Annotated in this window: 12 protein-coding genes; 3 read left to right on the top strand and 9 right to left on the bottom strand. The window is 67.4% G+C overall.

Annotated elements, in window-relative coordinates:
- Positions 1–67 precede the first annotated feature (67 nt).
- Positions 68–481: a DUF6691 family protein gene (locus ACYKG1_RS09330; RefSeq protein ID WP_478472483.1), complete on the bottom strand. Its 414-nt coding sequence runs from the start codon at positions 479–481 to the stop codon at positions 68–70.
- Entirely contained in the window at positions 478–915 is a 438-nt protein-coding gene (locus ACYKG1_RS09325) for a YeeE/YedE family protein (protein WP_262083812.1), read from the bottom strand. Before ACYKG1_RS09325 ends, ACYKG1_RS09330 begins: the two co-directional genes overlap by 4 nt.
- An 87-nt stretch (positions 916–1,002) precedes the next feature.
- Here ACYKG1_RS09325 and ACYKG1_RS09320 point away from each other — a divergent pair, with 87 nt between their 5' ends.
- Complete coding sequence (locus ACYKG1_RS09320; protein ID WP_478472482.1) at positions 1,003–1,326, top strand: ArsR/SmtB family transcription factor; 324 nt, start codon at positions 1,003–1,005, stop codon at positions 1,324–1,326.
- A gap of 3 nt (positions 1,327–1,329) precedes the next feature.
- On the opposite strand, the gene ACYKG1_RS09315 is transcribed toward ACYKG1_RS09320, so the two are convergent.
- The 5 genes from ACYKG1_RS09315 to ACYKG1_RS09295 all read right to left on the bottom strand — a co-directional run bounded on the left by ACYKG1_RS09315 (position 1,330) and on the right by ACYKG1_RS09295 (position 7,472).
- A complete protein-coding gene (locus ACYKG1_RS09315; RefSeq protein WP_478472480.1) occupies positions 1,330–1,758 on the bottom strand; it encodes a BLUF domain-containing protein in 429 nt (142 codons plus the stop codon).
- Between the two features lie 83 nt (positions 1,759–1,841).
- Complete coding sequence (locus tag ACYKG1_RS09310; RefSeq protein ID WP_100472099.1) at positions 1,842–2,975, bottom strand: hybrid sensor histidine kinase/response regulator; 1,134 nt, start codon at positions 2,973–2,975, stop codon at positions 1,842–1,844.
- Entirely contained in the window at positions 2,972–3,547 is a 576-nt protein-coding gene (locus ACYKG1_RS09305; protein ID WP_100472098.1) for a chemotaxis protein CheB, read from the bottom strand. The genes ACYKG1_RS09310 and ACYKG1_RS09305 overlap by 4 nt, the downstream gene beginning before the upstream one ends.
- On the bottom strand, positions 3,547–4,371 hold the full coding sequence (locus ACYKG1_RS09300; RefSeq protein ID WP_014036988.1) for a CheR family methyltransferase: 825 nt from the start codon (positions 4,369–4,371) through the stop codon (positions 3,547–3,549). Before ACYKG1_RS09300 ends, ACYKG1_RS09305 begins: the two co-directional genes overlap by 1 nt.
- The gene (locus ACYKG1_RS09295; RefSeq protein WP_478472479.1) at positions 4,368–7,472 is read right to left on the bottom strand and encodes a hybrid sensor histidine kinase/response regulator; all 3,105 of its coding nucleotides are present in this window, start codon (positions 7,470–7,472) and stop codon (positions 4,368–4,370) included. The genes ACYKG1_RS09300 and ACYKG1_RS09295 overlap by 4 nt, the downstream gene beginning before the upstream one ends.
- Before the next feature lie 151 nt (positions 7,473–7,623).
- Here ACYKG1_RS09295 and ACYKG1_RS09290 point away from each other — a divergent pair, with 151 nt between their 5' ends.
- On the top strand, positions 7,624–8,787 hold the full coding sequence (locus tag ACYKG1_RS09290) for a two-component system sensor histidine kinase NtrB (RefSeq protein WP_430541854.1): 1,164 nt from the start codon (positions 7,624–7,626) through the stop codon (positions 8,785–8,787).
- Positions 8,777–9,136, top strand: coding sequence for a response regulator (locus ACYKG1_RS09285; RefSeq protein ID WP_014036985.1), 360 nt, complete (start codon positions 8,777–8,779; stop codon positions 9,134–9,136). The genes ACYKG1_RS09290 and ACYKG1_RS09285 overlap by 11 nt, the downstream gene beginning before the upstream one ends.
- A 64-nt stretch (positions 9,137–9,200) precedes the next feature.
- Here ACYKG1_RS09285 and ACYKG1_RS09280 read toward each other — a convergent pair whose 3' ends face one another.
- Together ACYKG1_RS09280 and ACYKG1_RS09275 are read right to left on the bottom strand one after the other, a co-directional pair.
- Complete coding sequence (locus ACYKG1_RS09280; protein WP_478472478.1) at positions 9,201–12,890, bottom strand: TonB-dependent receptor; 3,690 nt, start codon at positions 12,888–12,890, stop codon at positions 9,201–9,203.
- Positions 12,887–18,970 (bottom strand): CshA/CshB family fibrillar adhesin-related protein, encoded by a 6,084-nt coding sequence (locus ACYKG1_RS09275; protein ID WP_478472477.1) that lies wholly within the window; start codon positions 18,968–18,970, stop codon positions 12,887–12,889. Before ACYKG1_RS09275 ends, ACYKG1_RS09280 begins: the two co-directional genes overlap by 4 nt.
- Positions 18,971–19,321 lie beyond the last annotated feature (351 nt).

The raw sequence follows: 19,321 nt of genomic DNA, 5'->3' as shown, positions 1-19,321 counted from the left end.
ACCTCTGCGCTCCTTTCCCCGTGGTCCGTGGATCTGACCCGATCCATCGTGACACAGGGGTGAAGCCTCAGCGCACGAAGCGCCCGTGCAGCCAGAAGCCCGCCACCATGGCGGGCACGAACCACAGCGCTTCACGCGATGCGACTGCCAGCCCGGCAATGGCGGGGCCCGGGCAATAACCGGCCCATCCCCAGCCGATACCGAACATGGCGGCACCCAGCAGCAGGCGAGCATCGACATCACGTGCACTGGGCAGCTCGAAGCGCAGCGCGAACCACGGCCGCGCGCGGCGCAGCACCCAACGCTGCCCGACCGCACTGACCAGCAGTGCCGAGCCGAGCACCCACATCAGGGTGGGATCGAAATCACCCGCGATGTCGAGGAAACCGAGTACTCGACGCGCGTCGGTCATCCCCGAAAGCGCCAGCCCCGCGCCGAACAGCGCACCCGCCACAGCGGCGGCCAGGACCGCGCGGCTCATGCCAGGCCTCCGCCATGGCGGACAAGGAAGGTGGTCAGCATCGCGCAGGCCATGAACACCAGCACTGCCAGCAGCGAGCGCTTCGAGCCGCGGGCCATGCCACAGACGCCATGACCACTGGTACAGCCACTGCCCAAGCGCGTGCCGAAGCCCACCAGCAGGCCAGCGCCGATCAACTGCCAGGCAGGCAAGGCGTCGCGCAGCAGTGCCCGGGGCGACGCCTCAGGCGGTGACTGCCACCACAGCACCAGCCCGGCTGCCGCGAGCAGTCCCAACAGGAAGGCCCAGCGCCAGCCACGCTCGCCTTTCGCTGCGCGCAGGCTGCCTGCGGCGATTCCGCTGATGCCGGCCACGCGCCCGAGGGTGGCGAGCAACAGCACTGCGGCGGTGCCAATCAGCGCCCCGCCAGCCACTGCAGCCCATGGGAGGCTCACGCCCTGCCCTCTTTCACATCGTTCATGGGATTGCCGATTAATTTAGATTTATCTAAATTAGACATTTCCAAAGAAAGAAGGTCAACCATGACCAGCCCCCCGCTCGACAGCGCCGCGATGGCCGGACAGGCGTCGAAGGCGGCGGCCCTGCTCAAGAGCCTGGCCCATCCTGCCCGCCTGCGCGTGCTGTGCCGCCTGGTCGAAGGCGAAGCACCCGTGCCAGAACTGCAGGCGCTGACAGGCCTGAGCGCGTCAGCGCTCTCGCAGCACCTTGCCGTACTGCGTGAACTGCACATCGTGGCGACCCGGCGCGAGGCGCAGGCCATCCACTACCGCATGCTGGAAGGGCCCGCGGTGGGCGTGCTGCAGGCGCTGCATGCCGCCTATTGCGGCGGCGGCACCTCACACTGACGCTCAGCCGGCCTGCAGCGCTGGCTGCACAATGCTGTCGAGCAGATCCACCGGCGTCGGCGCGGAGCGATCACCCTCCAGGGCACGGGTAAAACCCGACCAGTCACTGGAAGACAGCTGGCGCAGCAGAGTCTCCTCCACCGGCAACGCGCGCATCGACCAGTATGGGAACTGGCGCTGGCCCAGGCGACCGCGCGCCAGTTCGATGATGTCGATATGGCTGCCGGCCTGCAGGATGCGTTCGTAGACCGAATCGATGCCATCCGGCGGCCCTTCGATGTACTGCAGGAAACGCGTTCCGTCGTGCAGCAGCACGCCGGTCACGCCGGCCATCTTGTTGAAGCGGGCCGCGTCGTCGACCAGCGCCTGCATCCGCCCAGCGGAAAGATCCGGCAGCGCCCGGCTGACATAGGCGATCGCGCGCAGTGGCATGGTGCTTCCTTGGCAATGTGTACCGCCACGGTAGCAGTTGCGGACGAGCCCGTCTCAGCTCCATGGCGCGCTTGCTGAAGAGTTCAGCTTGCCGCGGTTCCCGGGCTTTCAGCGCGCCGTGGTAGCGTCGCCTCGAACACCACCTGCCCCGCTTCGTTGCGCGCGCCGATGCGGCCACCGTGGGCGCGGACGAACTGGTCAACGATGTACAGGCCCAGACCCAGGCCATTGCTGGGATGGAAGCTGGCTTTGAACGGCTCGAACAGGCGTGGCAGCAGCGCATCGTCGATCCGCCCGGGATTGCTCACCCGCAGCAGCACGCTGCGCGGATCGCGACCGTCCACCTCCACCCTCGCCTCGCTGCCATGGGTGAGCGCGTTGCCCACCAGGTTCGCGGCGACCTGGCCCAGCCGGTCCAGATCACCCTGCAGGCGGGTATCCCCCTGCATGTCGAGATGGACCCGGGCGTGACCGTGGGCACTGCCCGCTTCGGCCACCACCGCACGTGTCACCTCCGCAAGATCGCAGGCACTGGCCTGCAGGCGCAGGCCGCCGCTGCGGATCCGTGAAAAATCCAGCAACTGCTCCACCATCCGCGCCATGCGCAGGGTGCTGGCCTCAAGGTGAGCCAGCGTCTGCTGCGCACCCGAGTTGTCCTCCGGCAACTCCAGCGCCAGCTTGTCCGCGCACAGCAGGATTGCCGACAGCGGCGTGCGCAGGTCATGGGTCAGCACCGCGGCCATCGTCTCGTTGAGCTTCAGTGCACGCTCCAGCGCCTCATTGCGCGCCTTCAGCAACTGCCGCTGCTGGTAGAGCTCGATGAAGACATTGACCTTGCTCAGGATCACCTGCGGCGCCACCGGCTTGTGCAGGAAATCGACTGCGCCGGTTTCGTAGCCCTTGAACGCCCGCACCGGGTCATCCGGCGAGGCGGTCAGGAAGATGATCGGCACCGTGCGGCTGCGGTGCGAACCGCGCATCAGCTCGGCCAGGGTGAAGCCATCGATCTCTGGCATGTGCACGTCCAGCAATGCCAGCGCCACCTCGTGCTCCAGCAGCAACTCCAGCGCCTGCGCGCCCGAGCCCGCAAGCAGCAGGTTCACGCCCTCGCGCTGCAGCAGCGCCTGCATGGCTACCAGGTTCTGCGGCACGTCATCGACGATCAGCAGGTTGACCGGGGTCTGCGGCTGCGCAGGGTCCGGTGGCAACAGGTTCATGCAAACAACTCCTTCAGGCGACGGCACATCAGTTCAAGGGGCAGCACGGCATCGGCGCCAGCGTGCTGCAGGGCGGAGGCCGGCATCATCGATGCCTCGGCCTCCTCGGGACATTGCAGCCAGGCGCGGCCGCCAGCGGCGCGCACCGCGGCCACCCCCTCGCTGCCGTCACTGCTGGCACCTGTCAGCAACAGGGCCAGCACCTGCGCGCCGAACACCGCCGCAGCCGATTCGAACAGCGGATCGATGGCCGGGCGCGAAAACAGCACCGGTGCGTCGACCGACAACGCCAGCGAACCGGCGTCTTCCACCAGCAGGTGATAGTCCGGTGGCGCGAAGGTCACCGTACCCTGCTGCAGCGGCTGCTTGTCCTCGGCCTCGCGCACAGGCAGTGCGCAGTATGGCGCCAGCACTTCGGCGATGCGGCTGCTGCGGTCCCGCGGCAGGTGCAGCACTGCCAGCACCGGCGCGGGCAGCGTCGCGGGCAGCGCACCCAGCACCGCCTGCAGGGCCGCGACCCCACCGGCAGAGGCGCCGATCACCAGCACGGCCGGGCGTGTCGGCAACGCCATCAGGCGACCTTCCGGTACAGGCGATGCTCGCGCGAGCAGACCTCGAACGCACCGTGGTGGCGACCGAACTGCAGCGACTCCTTGCTGCCCAGGCCCAGGAAGCCGCGATGCACCAGCGCCTCACGGAACAGGCCCACCGCGCGGTCCTGCAGGTCGCGGTTGAAATAGATCAGCACGTTGCGGCACGACACCAGGTGAACTTCGGAGAACACGGTGTCGGTGGCCAGGCTGTGGTCGGCGAACACCACGTTGCGACGCAGCTGGCGGTCGAACACCGCACCGTCGTAGGCCGTGGCGTAATAGTCGGACAGCGATGCCGTGCCACCGGCCGCCAGGTAGTTGCGGCTGAACTGGGCCATCCGGTCGATGCCATAGGCGCCGGCTTCGGCGGTGGCCAGCGCTGCCGGATTGATGTCGGTGGCATAGACAATGCTGCGCTCGAGCAGGCCCTCCTCGTGCAGCAGGATCGCCAGCGACCACACCTCCTCGCCCGTACTGCAGCCGGCAACCCACAGCTTCACCGACGGATAGGTGCGCAGCACCGGCACCACCTGCTCGCGAAGCTCACGGAAATAGGCCGGGTCCCGGAACATCTCCGACACCTGCACGGTGAAGAACTGCATCGCCTGCGCGAACAGGTCCGGCTCGTGCAGCAGGCGGTGCTGCAGGTCGGCCAGCCGCTCGCACTCATAGCGCTGCATGGCCTGGCGGATGCGCCGCCGCAGCGACGACACCGCGTAGCTGCGGAAGTCGTAGTGGTAGCGCTGGTACAACGCTTCCAGCAGCACCTTCAATTCCAGGTCGAACAGGGCCTGCTCGTTCATTGCCGGGAACACCAGACCCGGCACAGCGAAACCAGCTTGTCGACATCGATGGGCTTGGCGATGTAGTCGTTCGCGCCGGCCTGCAGGCAGCGCTCGCGGTCGTCCGGCATCGCCTTGGCGGTCAGCGCGATGATCGGCAGGTCCTGCAGGTGGCGCTGCGCGCGTATCTCGCGCATCGCGGCCAGGCCATCCTTCTCCGGCATCATGATGTCCATCAGCACCAGATCGACCTCGCGCTCGGCCAGGCGATCGACCGCTTCCTGGCCGTTGCGGGCGATCTCCAGCGTCACGCCGAGCGGTTCGAGCACGCTGGACAGCGCGAAGATGTTGCGCACATCGTCTTCGGCCAGCAGCACGGTGCGGCCGTCGAGCACCGTGTCGCGGCGGCGTGCCTCGCGCAGCAGGCGCTGCTGGTCGCTGGGCAGGCTGGCCTCGACGCTGTGCAGGAACAGGGTCACTTCGTCCAGCAGGCGTTCGGGCGAGCGTGCGCCCTTGATGATGATGCTCTTCGAGTAACGGCGCAGGCGCTGCTCTTCCTCGCGGCTGAGCGCACGCCCGGTATAGACGATCACCGGCGGGAAACCCACGTCATCGTTGCCCGCCATGTGCTCGAGCAGGTCGTAGCCACTGCCATCGGGCAGCGACAGGTCCATCACCATGCAGTCGAAGGTGACCGTACTCAGCTGTTCCAGCGCGCCGGCCAGGGTACCCACGGCGACGATCTGCAGCTGATCACGGCCCAGCAGCAGTTCCAGGTTGTGGCGCAGCTCGTTGTCATCCTCGACGATCAGCAGCCGCCGCATGTCGCGCTGGCTGGTCTGTTCCAGCTGCTCGATGGCCGTCACCAGACGCTCGCGCGTGGTCGGCTTGATCGCGAAGCCGATCGCGCCCAGCTCGCGTGCGACCTGGCCGCGTTCCATTGCCGAAACCACGTGCACCGGGATGTGGCGGGTGTCGGGATTGCGCTTCAGGCGCTCCAGCACGCTCAGGCCGGACACATCGGGCAGGCCGATATCGAGCAGGATGCCGTTCGGGCGCAGCTCGCTGGCCAGTGCCAGCGCTTCCTCCGCCGTGCTGGCCACCACGCAGTCGAAGTCCAGCTCGTGGGCCAGCACCACCAGCGCTTCGGCGAAGGTGGCGTCGTCTTCCACGGCCAGGATCAGCCGGCCTGCACGCTGGCGCCGGCCACGGTCGTCGGCCACGCTGGCCGCGGCCGCGCTCACGCCGGCCGCAATCACCGGCGCAGCGGGCGCGGGCACATGCACAGGCGCAACCGCTGGTGCCACGACGGCGGCAGCGGGCGCCGCGTCCGATTCAAGCGCAGGCGTTCCCTGCAGCGGCAGCTCCAGGATGAAGCAGCTGCCACGGCCCGGCTCACTGTCGACCTGGATGGTGCCGCCCATGCGCTCGGCCAGGTCACGCGAGATCGACAGGCCCAGGCCGGTGCCACCGTAGCGGCGGCGGGTACTGCCGTCGGCCTGGCGGAAGGCTTCGAAGATCACCTGCAGCTGCTCGCGGGCAATGCCAATGCCGCTGTCGCAGACCTCGAAGCGGATACGGCCGTTCCCCCCTGCACGGACCTGCAGGCTGACCTTGCCGTGTTCGGTGAACTTCAGTGCATTGGCCAGCAGGTTCTTCAGGATCTGCTGCAGGCGCTGGCTGTCTGCCACCAGCTGGCTTGGCGCCAGTGCATCGGCTTCGATCTGCAGGGCCAGGCCTTTCTGCCGCGCCATCGGCTCGAAGGTCTCACGCAGGCGTTGCAGCACGCTGTCCACCACCACCACTTCATCGGCCAGCTCGACATGGCCCGCCTCGATGCGCGAGAGGTCCAGGATGTCGTTGATCAGCGCCAGAAGGTCGTTGTTGGACGACAGGATCGCGCGGGCGTACTTCACCTGCTCTTCGGTCAGCGTGCCATCCTTGTTGTCAGCCAGCAGCTTGGCCAGGATCAGCGAGCTGTTCAGCGGCGTGCGCAGCTCGTGCGACATGTTGGCCAGGAATTCGGATTTGTAGCGCGAGGTCGCAGCCAGCTCGTTGCTGTTGCGCACCAGCTGGCCCTGCGCGACCAGCAGTGCCTGCTTCTGCGCCTCCAGCTCGTGGGTGCGTTCTTCCAGCTGGACGTTGCTCTGTTCCAGCTCGGCCTGCTGTTCTTCCAGGTGGGTCTGCGACTGCTGCAGGCTGCGGCTCTGCTCCTCCAGCTCCTCGTTGGCCACGCGCAGCTCTTCCTGCTGGGCCTGGAGTTCCTCGCCCTGGCGCTGCGATTCCTCCAGCAGCACCACCAGCTGTGCGCGCAGCAGCGAGGCCCGCAGGGCCATGCCGATGGTCTCGGAGCAGCGTTCCAGCAACTCACGATCCAGCTCGCGCTGCTCTCCCACCCGCGCACGACCCAGTTCAATCACGCCGACCACTGCGCCATCACTGTTGATCGGCGCAAGGATGCGTTCGCGTACCGGCAGCCGGCCAAGGCTGGTCTGCAGTTCAAGCATGACTGCGTCATCACCATGCAGGTGGCGCACGCGTTCATCACGCGCCACCTGCCCGGCCAGACCTTCCTGCAATGCCAGCGACGCCGGCATGCCGGCTGGCAATGCCAGGCCACCGGTCAGCTGCAACCGCCCGCCTTCCAGGCGATAGACGGCACCGACCTCGGCCTCCAGCTGCGCGCCCAGGCTGGTCGCTGCCGCCTCGGCGATCTGCTCCGGCCCGAGGTCGCCGCGCAGGCTCATCGCCACCGCGTTCTCGGCCTCCTGCAACCAGAGGGCGCGCATCGCCTGGCGCCGGGCCTGGATCGCGCGCGAGACGATCAGCGCGATCATCAGGAACGCGACGCCACCGATGCTGCGGTTGACGAACGAGAATGCCGAATTGCTGCTGTCCGGTGCGACGTTGTAGCCGACCACCAGAAGCACGCAGGCCACCACGGCGACGATGAACGGCGCCCGCGCACTGCGCTGGAACACGCTCACACCCACGGCCAGGAAGTAGGCCAGCCACACCGCGTATCCCAGCGGCACCACCAGTTCCAGCGCGATGGTCGCCGCCAGCAGTACGGCAGAGGTCATCCAGATCCAGCGGTCGCGCGTAGTCGCACCAGGACGCATGCAGGTCGGTTCCAGAAGACAAAGGGTGGGTGATGGTACTCCCTGTCGCATTCAGCCGCACAGGACCAATGGCACGTGCCTGCCGTGCACGCATCCTTCACACTGGACTGCCTAGCTTCACGTCCCTCTCAGGGGTAACACTTATTTCAACGTGGACGCTGCCGCTTCTACGACGTCCGTGCTGACGGACCCTTCCCGGCAACTGCGACTGCTGATCGACAGCGTGCGCGACCATGCGCTGTACCTGCTTGATCCTGAAGGCATCGTCTGCAGCTGGAACCCGGGCGCCGAGCGCATCAAGGGCTATTCAGCCGGTGAAGTGGTGGGTACGCACTTCAGTCGTTTCTACCTGGCCGCCGACCGCGAGGCGGGCGAACCGCAGCGCCTGCTCCGCCTCGCGGCGCAGCAGGGCCATGTTGCCAGTGAGGGCTGGCGGGTACGCCGTGATGGCTCGTCGTTCCGCGCCAGCGTGGTCATCGAGCCGGTCGTGGAGGCCGGCGAGCTGCTTGGCTTCGTCAAGATCACCCGCGACATCACCGAGCAATGGCAGGCACAGCGATTGCTGCGCGATGCCCAGCGTGCGCTGCGCAACACCCAGCAGTTCGAGACGGTCGGACGGCTCAGCCGCGGACTGTCGCACGAGTTCAACAACCTGCTGACCACCATCGGCAACGCGCTGGACCTGCTGTCGCTGCGCGTCAGCGGTGACGATGTGCGCGCTGCCGAGCTGCTGGACGCTGCGCAGGCGGCCACCGACCGTGGCGCCCTGCTGACCCGCCAGCTGCTGGCCTTCAGCACTGGCCAGACCCTGATCCGAGAACCGCTGGACATCAATGCACTGGTAAGGCGATGGCTGCCGGACCTGCAGCGCGCCTGCCCGCCCACGGTGACGCTGGACGCATGCCTCACGCCGGGCCTGCCGCAGGTGAGTACCGACGCGATGCAGCTGCAGGCTGCCCTGGCCAACCTGGTGGCCAATGCCGTGGAGGCCACCGCCGACGGCGGGCGCATCCTGGTCGGCACCGCGCTGGAACATCGGCTCGACCCGGATGCGGACACCACGCTGCAACGCGGCTATGTCACCCTCAGCGTCTGCGACGAAGGACATGGCATGGCTGCCGACATCGCCGAGCGCGCCAGCGAGCCCTTCTTCACCACCAAGGACATCGGCAAGGGCAGCGGCCTGGGCCTGAGCCAGGTGTTCGGATTCACTACCCAGAGCGGCGGCTTCGTTGATGTGTCCACCACGCCCGGTGTCGGCACCACGGTCAGCCTGCTGCTACCCGCAACGGAGGACCCAGCCCATGACCGATGAACCGATCCGCGTATTGATGGTGGAGGACCAGAACGATCTGCGCGAGATGATCGGCCTGGCCCTGCGCGATTTCGGCATCGAGGTGGCCACCACCGCCGATGGCCACGAGGCGGCGGAACTGCTCAAGGGCGAGGCGCGTTTCGATGTGGTGTTCAGCGATATCAGCATGCCCAACGGCATGTCTGGCATCGAACTGAGCGAGCACGTCGCCCGCGAACAGCCGCAGGCGCGGATGATCCTGTCCTCCGGCTATGCGCGCTCGCAGCTGCCGCCGCTGCCGGAGCAGGTCGAGTTCCTGCCCAAGCCCTACCGCCTGCGCCAGCTGGTCGAGCTGTTGAAGCAGGACTGACGGCTCGCCGGGCATGGCCCGGCCCGTCCGCGCTGCAGCGTCGAGCCCACGCTCGGCTGCCGTTTCAATAGCGCCCCACCAGGTTCAGGTACCAGCCGCGGTGGGTGTAGTCGAACTTCGTCAGGTCATCGCTGAAGTCGGTGAAGTTGTAGCCCACGCCGACGCGGAAATTGCGCCCGATATCGCGGTCGACACCAGCCAGCCAACCCTGCCGGGTGCCGCCGTCACGCACATCCAGCAGCCGGTACTCCAGCAGCCCATGCCACTGGTAGTACAGGTCGTAGCGCAGCTGGCCGGACGCGAAGCGGGTGGCCGAGTCGAACCACGGACCGGTACCGCGCCCATAGCGCACTTCGCCTTCGCGGCGGGCCGCCTTGGCCGCCACTTCCCAGCGCTGGTCGATGCGGTACACGCCCTCAAGCGACAGCACCTGGGTCCGCTGGTCGTAGTCGTAACCATTCACCTGCCCCATTGTCGACAGGTCATACAGATAGCTATAGCGGCCGAACAACGCCCAGCGATCGTTGTCCCAGGGTCGGTAGGCGAAGCCCAGGTTGCCCTCGATGAAACGCGCGCCCGCCACCGGATTGATCGCATCATCGGTGTCGGCATAGTTGAAGCGCGCAGCGATTCGCCAGCTGTCGTTGAGCCGATGGCTCAGGCGATTGGTACTCACCCACTGCGTGCGCCGCTCCGCGCCGGTGTCGCGCCGCCACTCCAGCTTGCTCTGCCACTCGGTGCCCGGCGAGGTCCGCCCGCCGGACAGGCTCACCGCCTTGCGGTCGACCTGCCCGGTGCTGGCATCGAGCTTGCCGTTGCTCAGCGTGAAGCCGGCGTTCCAGCCCACCGCCGGATAGAAGTCCATGCCGAAGGTGTGCGCCAGCCCGGAGTCCTGCCCGGATTTGAGGAACTGGCTTTCATTGAACACGTTGACCTGGTCGGACAGGCGCCAGCGCTGGCCCAGCGTCCATCCATCCTGCGCATTGGGGTTGAACAGCGGGTCGTACTCGCTGCGGTCGGTGGACTGGGTGAACGCACCATAGAAGCTGTGCTGCGGGGTCAGCCGGTACTCGGCATTGACCTGTGCGGCACTGCCGCGATCGCCGTCACTGACTTCGGCGCCGATCGTGGACAGATTGGCGAAGGTCCAGGTGCCACCCGCCACCACCGCATCATTGTCGGCATAGCGGCCATGGTCGTCATCCACCGTCAGCTGGCCTCCGCCGTATATATCCAGCGAGGTTCCGATGCGATGGGTATAACGTGCAGCAGCCAGTACACCTGCGACGCTGCTACCGCTGCCCCGGTCCTCCTGCACCCGACGCAGTTCGGCTGACAGTCGATCGTTCTCGCCGATCCGCCATTCGGCGGTGGCCTGCGCCTGGATCAGCGACTCCGCGCCCCGCCGTGCCTCGCTGTAGCGGGCATACACACTGAAATCGTCGGTCACATAGCCGAGCAGTTCGGCACCCTGCTCGCGCACGCGTTGGCCGGTGTCGAAACGCCCGACCGAATAGCCGCCGTCCACCTGGCGCCACCAGGCCCCGGCACTCCAGTCGCGCCGGGTCCAGCCCAGCTCGCGCAGATTGACGCGGGCCTCGACGGCGCTCGCCTCGCCTTCGCGCGGGCCTTCAGGATTGAGGCGACTGAAACTGAGGCCGCCGTTGTCGGAAAAGAACACGGGCGCGCTGGTGGCCTCGCTGCGGCTGTGCTCGACCTTCAGGTAGGTGCCTCGGCCGGCCTGCAGGGTCAGGTCCGCCCCTTTCAGCGAGTAGTCCTGGCCGGCGCGCCGCTCGTCCACATAGGTCGCACCCACCGCCACATGATCACCGAACCAGTGCTTGCCACGTACGCCGGCGGTGATGTCGTCGCTGTCAAACCCGGTCGGTACCCATTCGTAGTCGACGATCAGGCGCTGCTCGTAGCCGTCCAGTGGCACGTCCCGGCTGATCCGGCGCAGGTTCTCGCGACTGAGCTGGGCCAGTGGCCGCGTCAGGAGGATGCGACCCTGCAATGCGTCGATCTCGTAGTCGGCGCCGCGCACCATCGGCACGCGCTGCTCGACGCGGCCGGTGGTACGGTCACGGATCTCCAGCACCACCTGGTCCGAGCCACTGAGGATGCTGGCATGGCGCAGGTAGTACAGGCTGCCGCCGGTACCGATGAACTCGCTGTGGCCGGGCGCGGTCTCGGCCTGCGAACCGAACAGGCGCAGTTCGCTGCGCGCATCGCCCCAGGCATTGGCGCCACGGGATCGCCACGACAACGCCGCTCCATACAGCGAACGCACGTACTGCGCGTACTCGGTGCCGGTCAGGCCGGTGTTGTAGTTGCCCCACAGCGCCTGGTTCTTGTCCCAGTCCATGCGCAGGTAGAAGCGCCCCATGCTGTCGACATCACGCTGGGTCAGCGAATCATCGCCATAGGTCGGGTAATACAGGTCCGGGTCAAGACTGCGGAACAGATCGCGCGGATCGGCGGTAGTGAAACCAGTAAACAGTTCGTCCAGCGGACGGTTCTGGGTGTCGGCCTGCGCGGTCAGCAGGTAGCGGCCACGGGTCTTGGCTTTCAGGTAGAAGGCCAGGCGGCCGTCACTGAGCACATCATCGTTGCGACCACCCCGGGCCAGGTCCTGCCCTGCCCTACTGGCCTTGTTCTGGTACACGGTGATGTCGGCCAGGCCGACACCGAACAGGTACTGGCCGCTGACATCCACTTCCAGCGTGCGCGCGATGGCCGGTGCATCCGGCCGTTCAACGCGCACGTCGAAGACGTGGTGACCGATCGGCATCAGGTACTCGGCTGCGAACTTGCGATCCTGGTCCAGCGGATAGCTGGCGCCGTTGATCTTCAGCGCCGCGCCCAGCGGCAGGTCACGTCCACGCAGGCGCACGCGCGAACCGTACACCGGGATGTTCTGCTGGCGCAGGCCGTTGCTGTCGAACACCTGCTGCAGCAGCGACAACGACGCTGCCTGGTTGGCATCCACCGCGGTCCCGCGGCGGTCCTCCAGCGCATCACGCAATTGCTGGTTGCCACGCTCGAACTCCGCCGGGGTCACCAGCTGCATGGACTGCGCGGTGGTTTCATCAACATTGCCCTCTGCGTCGAAGGCGCGCAGCACGTAGACCAGGCGGTCGCCACGACGCAGGGGCGTCGACGCCGGCAGCGTGCCATCCCAGCTGCCCTGCGCGACCGCAGCCACCGGCAGCTCGAACTGCGCCAGGGGCGCAACCCGGTCGGTATCGCTGCCACGGTAAAGGCTCACTTCCAGGCGCTTGATGAAGGCGGTGTAGTTGCCGCGCACGTAGAACTCGACCGGCCGCACGATCCGGCCTTCGTCGAAAGCGACCATGCCCGGCGCCGACACCGACAGCTCGGGCTGGCCCATCGCCGGGTCTTCGGTGGCCCAGATCGCGCCCCCTTCCGGCAGGCGGATCATGAACTCGCCACGTACCGTCGCCTTGCCCGGTTCATCGATCGCCAGGCTGACCCGCCGATCCGGCTGCAGTGCCTGCGAGGTCGAGTGCACCGACGTCCCTTCGGTCACCGGTTCGTCGTAGCTGCGCGAACGCAGGCGGAACAGCAGTTCGCCTTCGGCGTTGCACTGGCTGCCGTCGCAGTGGATCGGTGCCGGCTCGGCGGCAGGCGGCGCGGCCTGGACGGCGCCGGCGAGCCCGAGCAGCATTGCCTGGTACAAGGCCGCTCGCGGCAGGCAGGCCGCACGGCGGGCAGCGGTGTGATGCGCGCTCATCGGCGGGCCTCCTGTTGGCGGGCCGCCGCACGGGTGGCGGCGCTCTCCTCGTTGCGGACGCGCAGGCGCTGCTGCACGGCGGGGCTGAGCTGAGCGCGCAACGCCTCGAACACGGCATCGGCACGACGCAGGCCCAGCGCCTGGTTGTAGGCATGGCTGCCGCGTACATCGGTGTGTCCAACCAGGCTGACCTGGCCACCGCCCATCTTCTCCAGGCGCGCGGCGATCGCCGCCAGCAGCGGCTTGAATTCCTCGCGCACGACCGCCTTGTCGGTGTCGAACAACACGTTGCCCAGCAGTGCGCCACCGGCATCAACACCGGCCAGCAGCGAATGCGGGTCCTGCACATCGGTGCGCAGCTGCACGGCCAGGCCAGCGCGCGCACGCTCGGTCACCTCGGCCTGCAGGGCATCACGCACCACTGCGGCACGGGCAAAGGCCAGCACCTGGCTTTCACCATTGGCGGCAATCACCACATCACCGCCCTGGTAGCGGTCCACCACTTCGGCCATCTTCACCAGCACCGGGCGATAGCTGGCGCGCAGCTCGCTGCTGCCCGGGGCAAACAGCACCTCGCCCAATGCCAGCTCCATGCGTTCGGCCGCTGCCTGTGGCGACGGCGGCAGGCGCACGCCGAAGCTGAAGCGCGTCGGCACACCCTGGGTCACCCGCCGCAACAGCGGATTCTCGGTGGTCAGCTCGGCACCGGCCGGTATCGTGGCCGGGTCCAGCTTGATGATGACGTTGCGCCCCAGCCGCGCATCGCCCCCGTGCACGTCGGCCAGGTGGTAGCGGCCGAACGGATCGGTCTCCACCAGCAGGCCTTCCACCGTGGCCAGGCGTACCCCGGGAATGCCCTGCTCCTGGATGCCTTCGTTGCCGATCACATAGGCCACCTCGTAGCCATCGGCCACGCGTGCGACCTCGCGGCGCACGGTCGGCGCCGCGGCGGTCAGGCCCTTGCCGGCATCGCCACTGCGCTGCACGCGAGTAGCCCCCTGCGCATCCATCCGCAGGCGATGCCCCTGCGCGCTTTCCAGCACGAAGTCATCGCTGAAGGCGAGCTCGCGCAGGCGCTGCCGCAACACCACCTGGTGCGCCTCGGCGCTGTCGGAGGTCGACGCGCGTCCATGCACCACGCCGATCTGCACGCCGTGCAGCAGGGGCGCACTGGCATCGGCCAGCGGTTGCGGGCCGTCGCCCCGATCCAGCGTGGTCGAGCCCGCCACATATGCAGGGGCCGCGAAACCGCCCTGCACGCGTACACCGGTCAGCTCGGCGCTGTCCTGCCAACCGTCACCATCGCGGTCATCGAACACGGTGCCGAACACCAGGCTGTCTTCCAGCAGCGGATCGGCATCCATCGCCACTTCGGCGGTCGCCACGTTCGACAACGGGCTGCCGTCATCGGCCGTCGCCACCGCCTGGTTCACATGGTTGCCGGCGCGCACGCCGGCGCCCACCCGCAGCAGGTAGGTGATGGTGGCACTGCGGCCGACCGCGATATCCACCGCACCGATGCGCAGCGGCGACTGGCTGCTGGCCAGCGCGAACGCACCGTCATCGTCGGCCACGCGCATCGAGCCATCCACGTAGCTGAAGCCCGGCGGCGGCGTATCGACCACCACACCATCGCGCCAGTGGCTGCCTCCCACGTTCTCCACCACCAGCTGGTAGCGCACCAGGTCGCCCACCTTCACCCGGCGCGGGCTGGCGGTCTTGGTGATGCGCAGCGAGAAATCAGAGATCACCTTGTGGCGCGTTTCGCAGGTCGTGCACTCCGGTGGCGGTGAACCGTCCGGATACTGGCCGCGCAGGCGGTTCAGCACCTGGGTACGCGCCTCCTGGTTGACGATCGCCTGGTAGACATACTCGTGGCGACCAACCGGTGTACCGCTCGGCACCGTGCAGACGATGTCCGCGCCCTGCTGCGCACATCCCGTGGGCAGGCTCTCGATGCTCAGGCCAGCGTCGGGCGTATCGACCAGCTGCAGCGGCTGCCGCAGGGCGGCGCGTTCAACGGTCGCAACCAGGGTGTAGCGCAGGCGGTCGCCCGGGCGCACGTCGGTGCCGCTGGCCGGGCCGGACTGCTTCTCCAGCACCACGCGCGGGTCGGCCAATGCATGTTCGGTGCTGCAGTCGCCGCTGCAGGTGGGCGTATCCCCGCCACTGCCGAGCACCGCATTGCGCACGCTGCCGGTGGCCTGCGCATTGACCCGTGCGCGATAGCCCAGCGTATAGGTGCCCGGCACGGTACCGGCCGGCAGCGTGCACACCAGCGGATTGCTGCCGTTGCAGGTGAACGGACCGGGCTGGGTGATCGACTGCAGGTCCAGGCCGCGGCCCAGGGTATCGGTCAGGGTCACCACATCCAGCGTCTGCGAATTGGCGACCGTCACCTCGACGGTGTAGTCCACCGCATCACCGATATCGATCGGCGCCGCCGTGCTCGACTGCTTGTGGTAAGTCACCACCGCCGACAGCACCGGCGTGGTGGTGCCGCAGTTGCTGGTACAGGTATTGGTACCGGTGCCACTGCCCAGCACCGCGTTGCTGACGCTGCCCCTGGCCTGTGCGTTCACCTTCGCGGTGTAATCCACCGTATAGGTGCCCGGCGCGGTACCGGCCGGCAATGTACACACCAGCGGGTTGGCCGCATTGCAGCTGAAACCCTGGCTGGCAGTCACCGCGCCGAAGTCCAGGCCCGGGCCCATGGTATCGGTCAGCGTGAACACCGCAGTGGTACGCGATCGGCCGACCACGGCAGTCAGCGTGTAGGCGATGCTGTCACCCACTTTCACCGCACCGGCAGCGGCCGAGGTCTTCCGGTAGTCGATCTCGCTGCCGGCTACCGGCGTGGTGGTATCGCAGTTGGCCGTGCACGACGGATTGTCACCACCGCTGCCCAGCACCGCGTTGGTGACCTGGCCGCTGGCCTGCGTGTTCACCACGGCGGTGTAGGACAGGCTGTAGCTGCCCGGCACGGTGCCGGCAGGCAAGGTGCACACCAGCGGGTTGGCGGCATTGCAGGTGTAGGCACCGGCGCTGGTCACCGCGCCGAAGTCCAGCCCGGCACCGAGGGTGTCGGTCAACGTCACCACAGCGGTGGTACGCGAATTGGCCACCACTGTGGTCAGGGTATAGGTCAATCGATCGCCAACGGAAACCGGACCGGTGCTGTTCACCGATTTGGCATAGCTCACCCCCGGCGTTGCCACCGGCGTGGTGGTATCGCAGTTCACGCTGCACGACGGGGTGTCGGTGCCGTTGCCGAGCACCGCATTGCGCACGCTGCCACTGGCCTGTGCGTTGACGGTAGCGCCATAGGTGAGGCTGTAGGTGCCGGGCACGGTGCCCGCTGGCAGCGTGCAGACCAGCGGATTGGCGGCATTGCAGGTGAAGGTTCCTGCACTGCCCACGCCCGCGAAGTCGAGGCCGTTGCCCAGGGTATCGGTGAGGGTGACCACGCCGGTGGTACGCGCACGGCTCACGGTTACGCTCAGTGTGTAGTCGATGCGGTCGCCGACCCGCACCGGGCCGTCGGTGGAGGCCTGCTTGGCGTACACCACCTGTGGACTGGCCATCGGCGTGGTGGTATCGCAGCTGCCCACGCAGGACGGGTTGTCGGTGCCGCTCGGCACCACCGCGTTGCGCACCTGGCCGCTGGCCTGCGCATTGACAATGCCGGTATAGGAGAACGCGTAGCTGCCCGGCACCGTGCCGGCCGGCAGCGTGCACACCAGCGGGTTGCCCGGCACGCAGCTGAAACCGCCGGCATTGGTCAGGCTGCCGAAGTCCAGGCCGGTACCCAGCGTATCGGTCAGCGTGGTCACTGCCGTGGTGCGCGCGTCGGCCACCACCGCGGTAACGGTGTAGGCGACGCTGTCACCCACCGCGACTGGACCGGTCGTACTGCTGGCCTTGGATACCGAGATCTTCGGCGCTGCCACCGGCGTGGTGGTGGTGCAGTTGCTGCTGCAGGTGGGCGTATCAGTGCCGGTGCCAACCACGGTGTTGACCACCTGGCCGCTGGCCTGGGCATTGACGGTGGCCGTATAGCTCAGGCTGTAGGTGCCCGGCGCGGTGCCGGCCGGCAGCGTGCACACCAGCGGATTGGCCGCGTTGCAGGTGAACGGACCGGCGTTGCTGACACTGGCGAAATCCAGGCCGGTACCCAGCGTATCGGTCAGGGTCAGCACATCGCGGGTATTGCCATCGGCCACGGTAACGTCGACGGCGTAGCTCACCGGCGCACCCACCGCCACCGGGCCAGCCGTATTGGAACGCTTGGCATAGCTGACGCGCGTCACCGGCACGGTCACGTCACTGCGCGTGCAGTGGTCGGCATCGGTGCAGCTGCTGCCCGGCGCCGGCGGCGTGCCGTTGTTGAACGGATCGTGGCCACCGCCCACGCTGGCGTGGTTGGTCAGCACGCCCGACGCCGAGGTGGTCACGGTGACCGGCAGCGTGAACACCGAGCTCGAGCCGGCGCTGCCCGCCGCCGCCAGCACCTGGTTGCTGGTGCAGGTGATGTCCTGGCCGCTTGCGGTGCAACTCCAGTTGCCGCTTGCGTGCGCGCCCGTCCAGTTCGGCACGATACCGGCCGGCAGCTGGTCGCGCACGATGATCGGGCCGGCGGGCACATTCGGTGGATTGCCGGTCGGCACATCGCTGGTGTTGCTCACCGTCAGCGTGTATTCGGTGCCGGCTTGGCCGTAGTTCCATACACCCCCGGTGGCGTTGTTGCTCTTCACCACTTTCAGTGCAGGCGCGGTGATGGTAATGCGGTGATCCTCCACTTCGCCGTCGTCGGCCACGCCGGTCGGGCTCTGGATCTGCATCGCGTTGGTGGCGTAGCGCAGCCGCACATAGCTGGTACCTGCGCTGACCGCAGTGGGCACGGTCCAGCCCAGGTTGGCCTGGCCCCCACTGCAGGCAGCGGTCGTGCTGCGTTCGCTGGCGTCGAACGTGCCATTGCGGTTGAAGTCGATCCAGCCCGCCACGCTGCCATTGCCCACGCAGGCCACCGGCTGGTTGATCTGGGTACCGGCCTGCATCACCGTCAACCGGTAGCTGGTCGGCCACGCATCTTCTTCGCGGCTTCCCGCCTGCGGGAAGTTGTCATCGCCCAGTGCATCAGCGCTGTAGCTGCTCTTCTGCTCGGTATCCGGGCCCAGGCTGCCGAGGAAATCAGTCAGCGGTGGCGCCAGGCCACCCGGTGCATAGGCGGCGGTGTTGATGTTGAAGTTGCTGCTGCCCTGCGGAATACCGTCGGAGCGGAACTGCAGATCGTCCACCACGTGCATGGCGTCGCCGTAGCTCTGCGGTGCATCGCCGAAGTCGGCATACGGCACCAGCAGGCCGATGGCGATGGCGGTGGTGCCGCCGCCGCGCATCGAAAAGCCCATGTTCACTGCCAGGTTGCCCGGCGCATGCGCGGCGTTGTCGAAACTGAGGAAGGTGACCGCGGCCGTGTTGTCGTCGTTGCCCGGACCGAAGCGGATGACCTGGTTGCCGCCGCTGGTCGACTTGTTCACCAGGTAGGGCGTGCTGTTGGCCAGGTTCTTGCGGACCTCCACCACGTTCCACGTGCCCTGCGCGCTGGCTTCGACGAACTCGCCGCTGTTGTTGATCGACTCGGCGTCGGCCATCACCACGCCACGCAGGCGGTACGGCGCACCGCCCATGGTCGAGGTGCAGGTGATGCTGAAGCTGGACGTGCCGGCCGTGCGCGCGATGCCGGCGATCAGCTGGTTGGCTGTACCCGTGCCACCGATGTTGTACAGGTCATCGAGGCTGTCGCCACGCCAGTTGCCCGGGCGATAGCTGCGCAGCACGTTGGTCTCGGCGGTATTCAACCGGCAGTCCACGCGCAGGTTCACCCCGGCAGCGATCGGCATGTCGATGGAAGAAGTGGCACCGTCGTTGAGCACGATGTTGTCGACGCCATTCGCGCCGCCGCCCCAGGTCAGCCACAACACGGTATTGCGGTAGGGGCTGCTGCCGCCGGTCGCATAGGCCGCCGCCGACGCCAGCGATGGCAACGCCATCGCCAGCAGCATCAGCACGACGATCGCCATCCAGCGGCGAGGGTGCAGGTGCTGCAGGTTTTTTTCAGGATGAACGCATCCACCGCCCGCGCGAATGCGCGACGTCGTCGACTGCCACATGGTGATTTCCCCGGTCGGCCCGCACGGGGCCGCAGTTCGGTGGGTAACCTGGGACGAACTCATGCGCCTGGCGACACGCGCGAACGCGCGTTCTGCCGGCTCCATGGCCACTACAACCGTCCCTGGACCCCGTTGGTCAGGTGTAAAGTTCTGCGATTACGATACCGCACTGCAACAATAACGTGATGAACGTCTCATTTAATTTCGCGGAATCGAGCACGCTTTCACGACCACAGTTGTAGCAACCCGATAGCGGCACGC

The sequence above is a fragment of the Stenotrophomonas sp. 85239_Sma genome, assembly GCF_056481725.1.
This window is presented reverse-complemented; position numbering and strand designations above follow the sequence as displayed.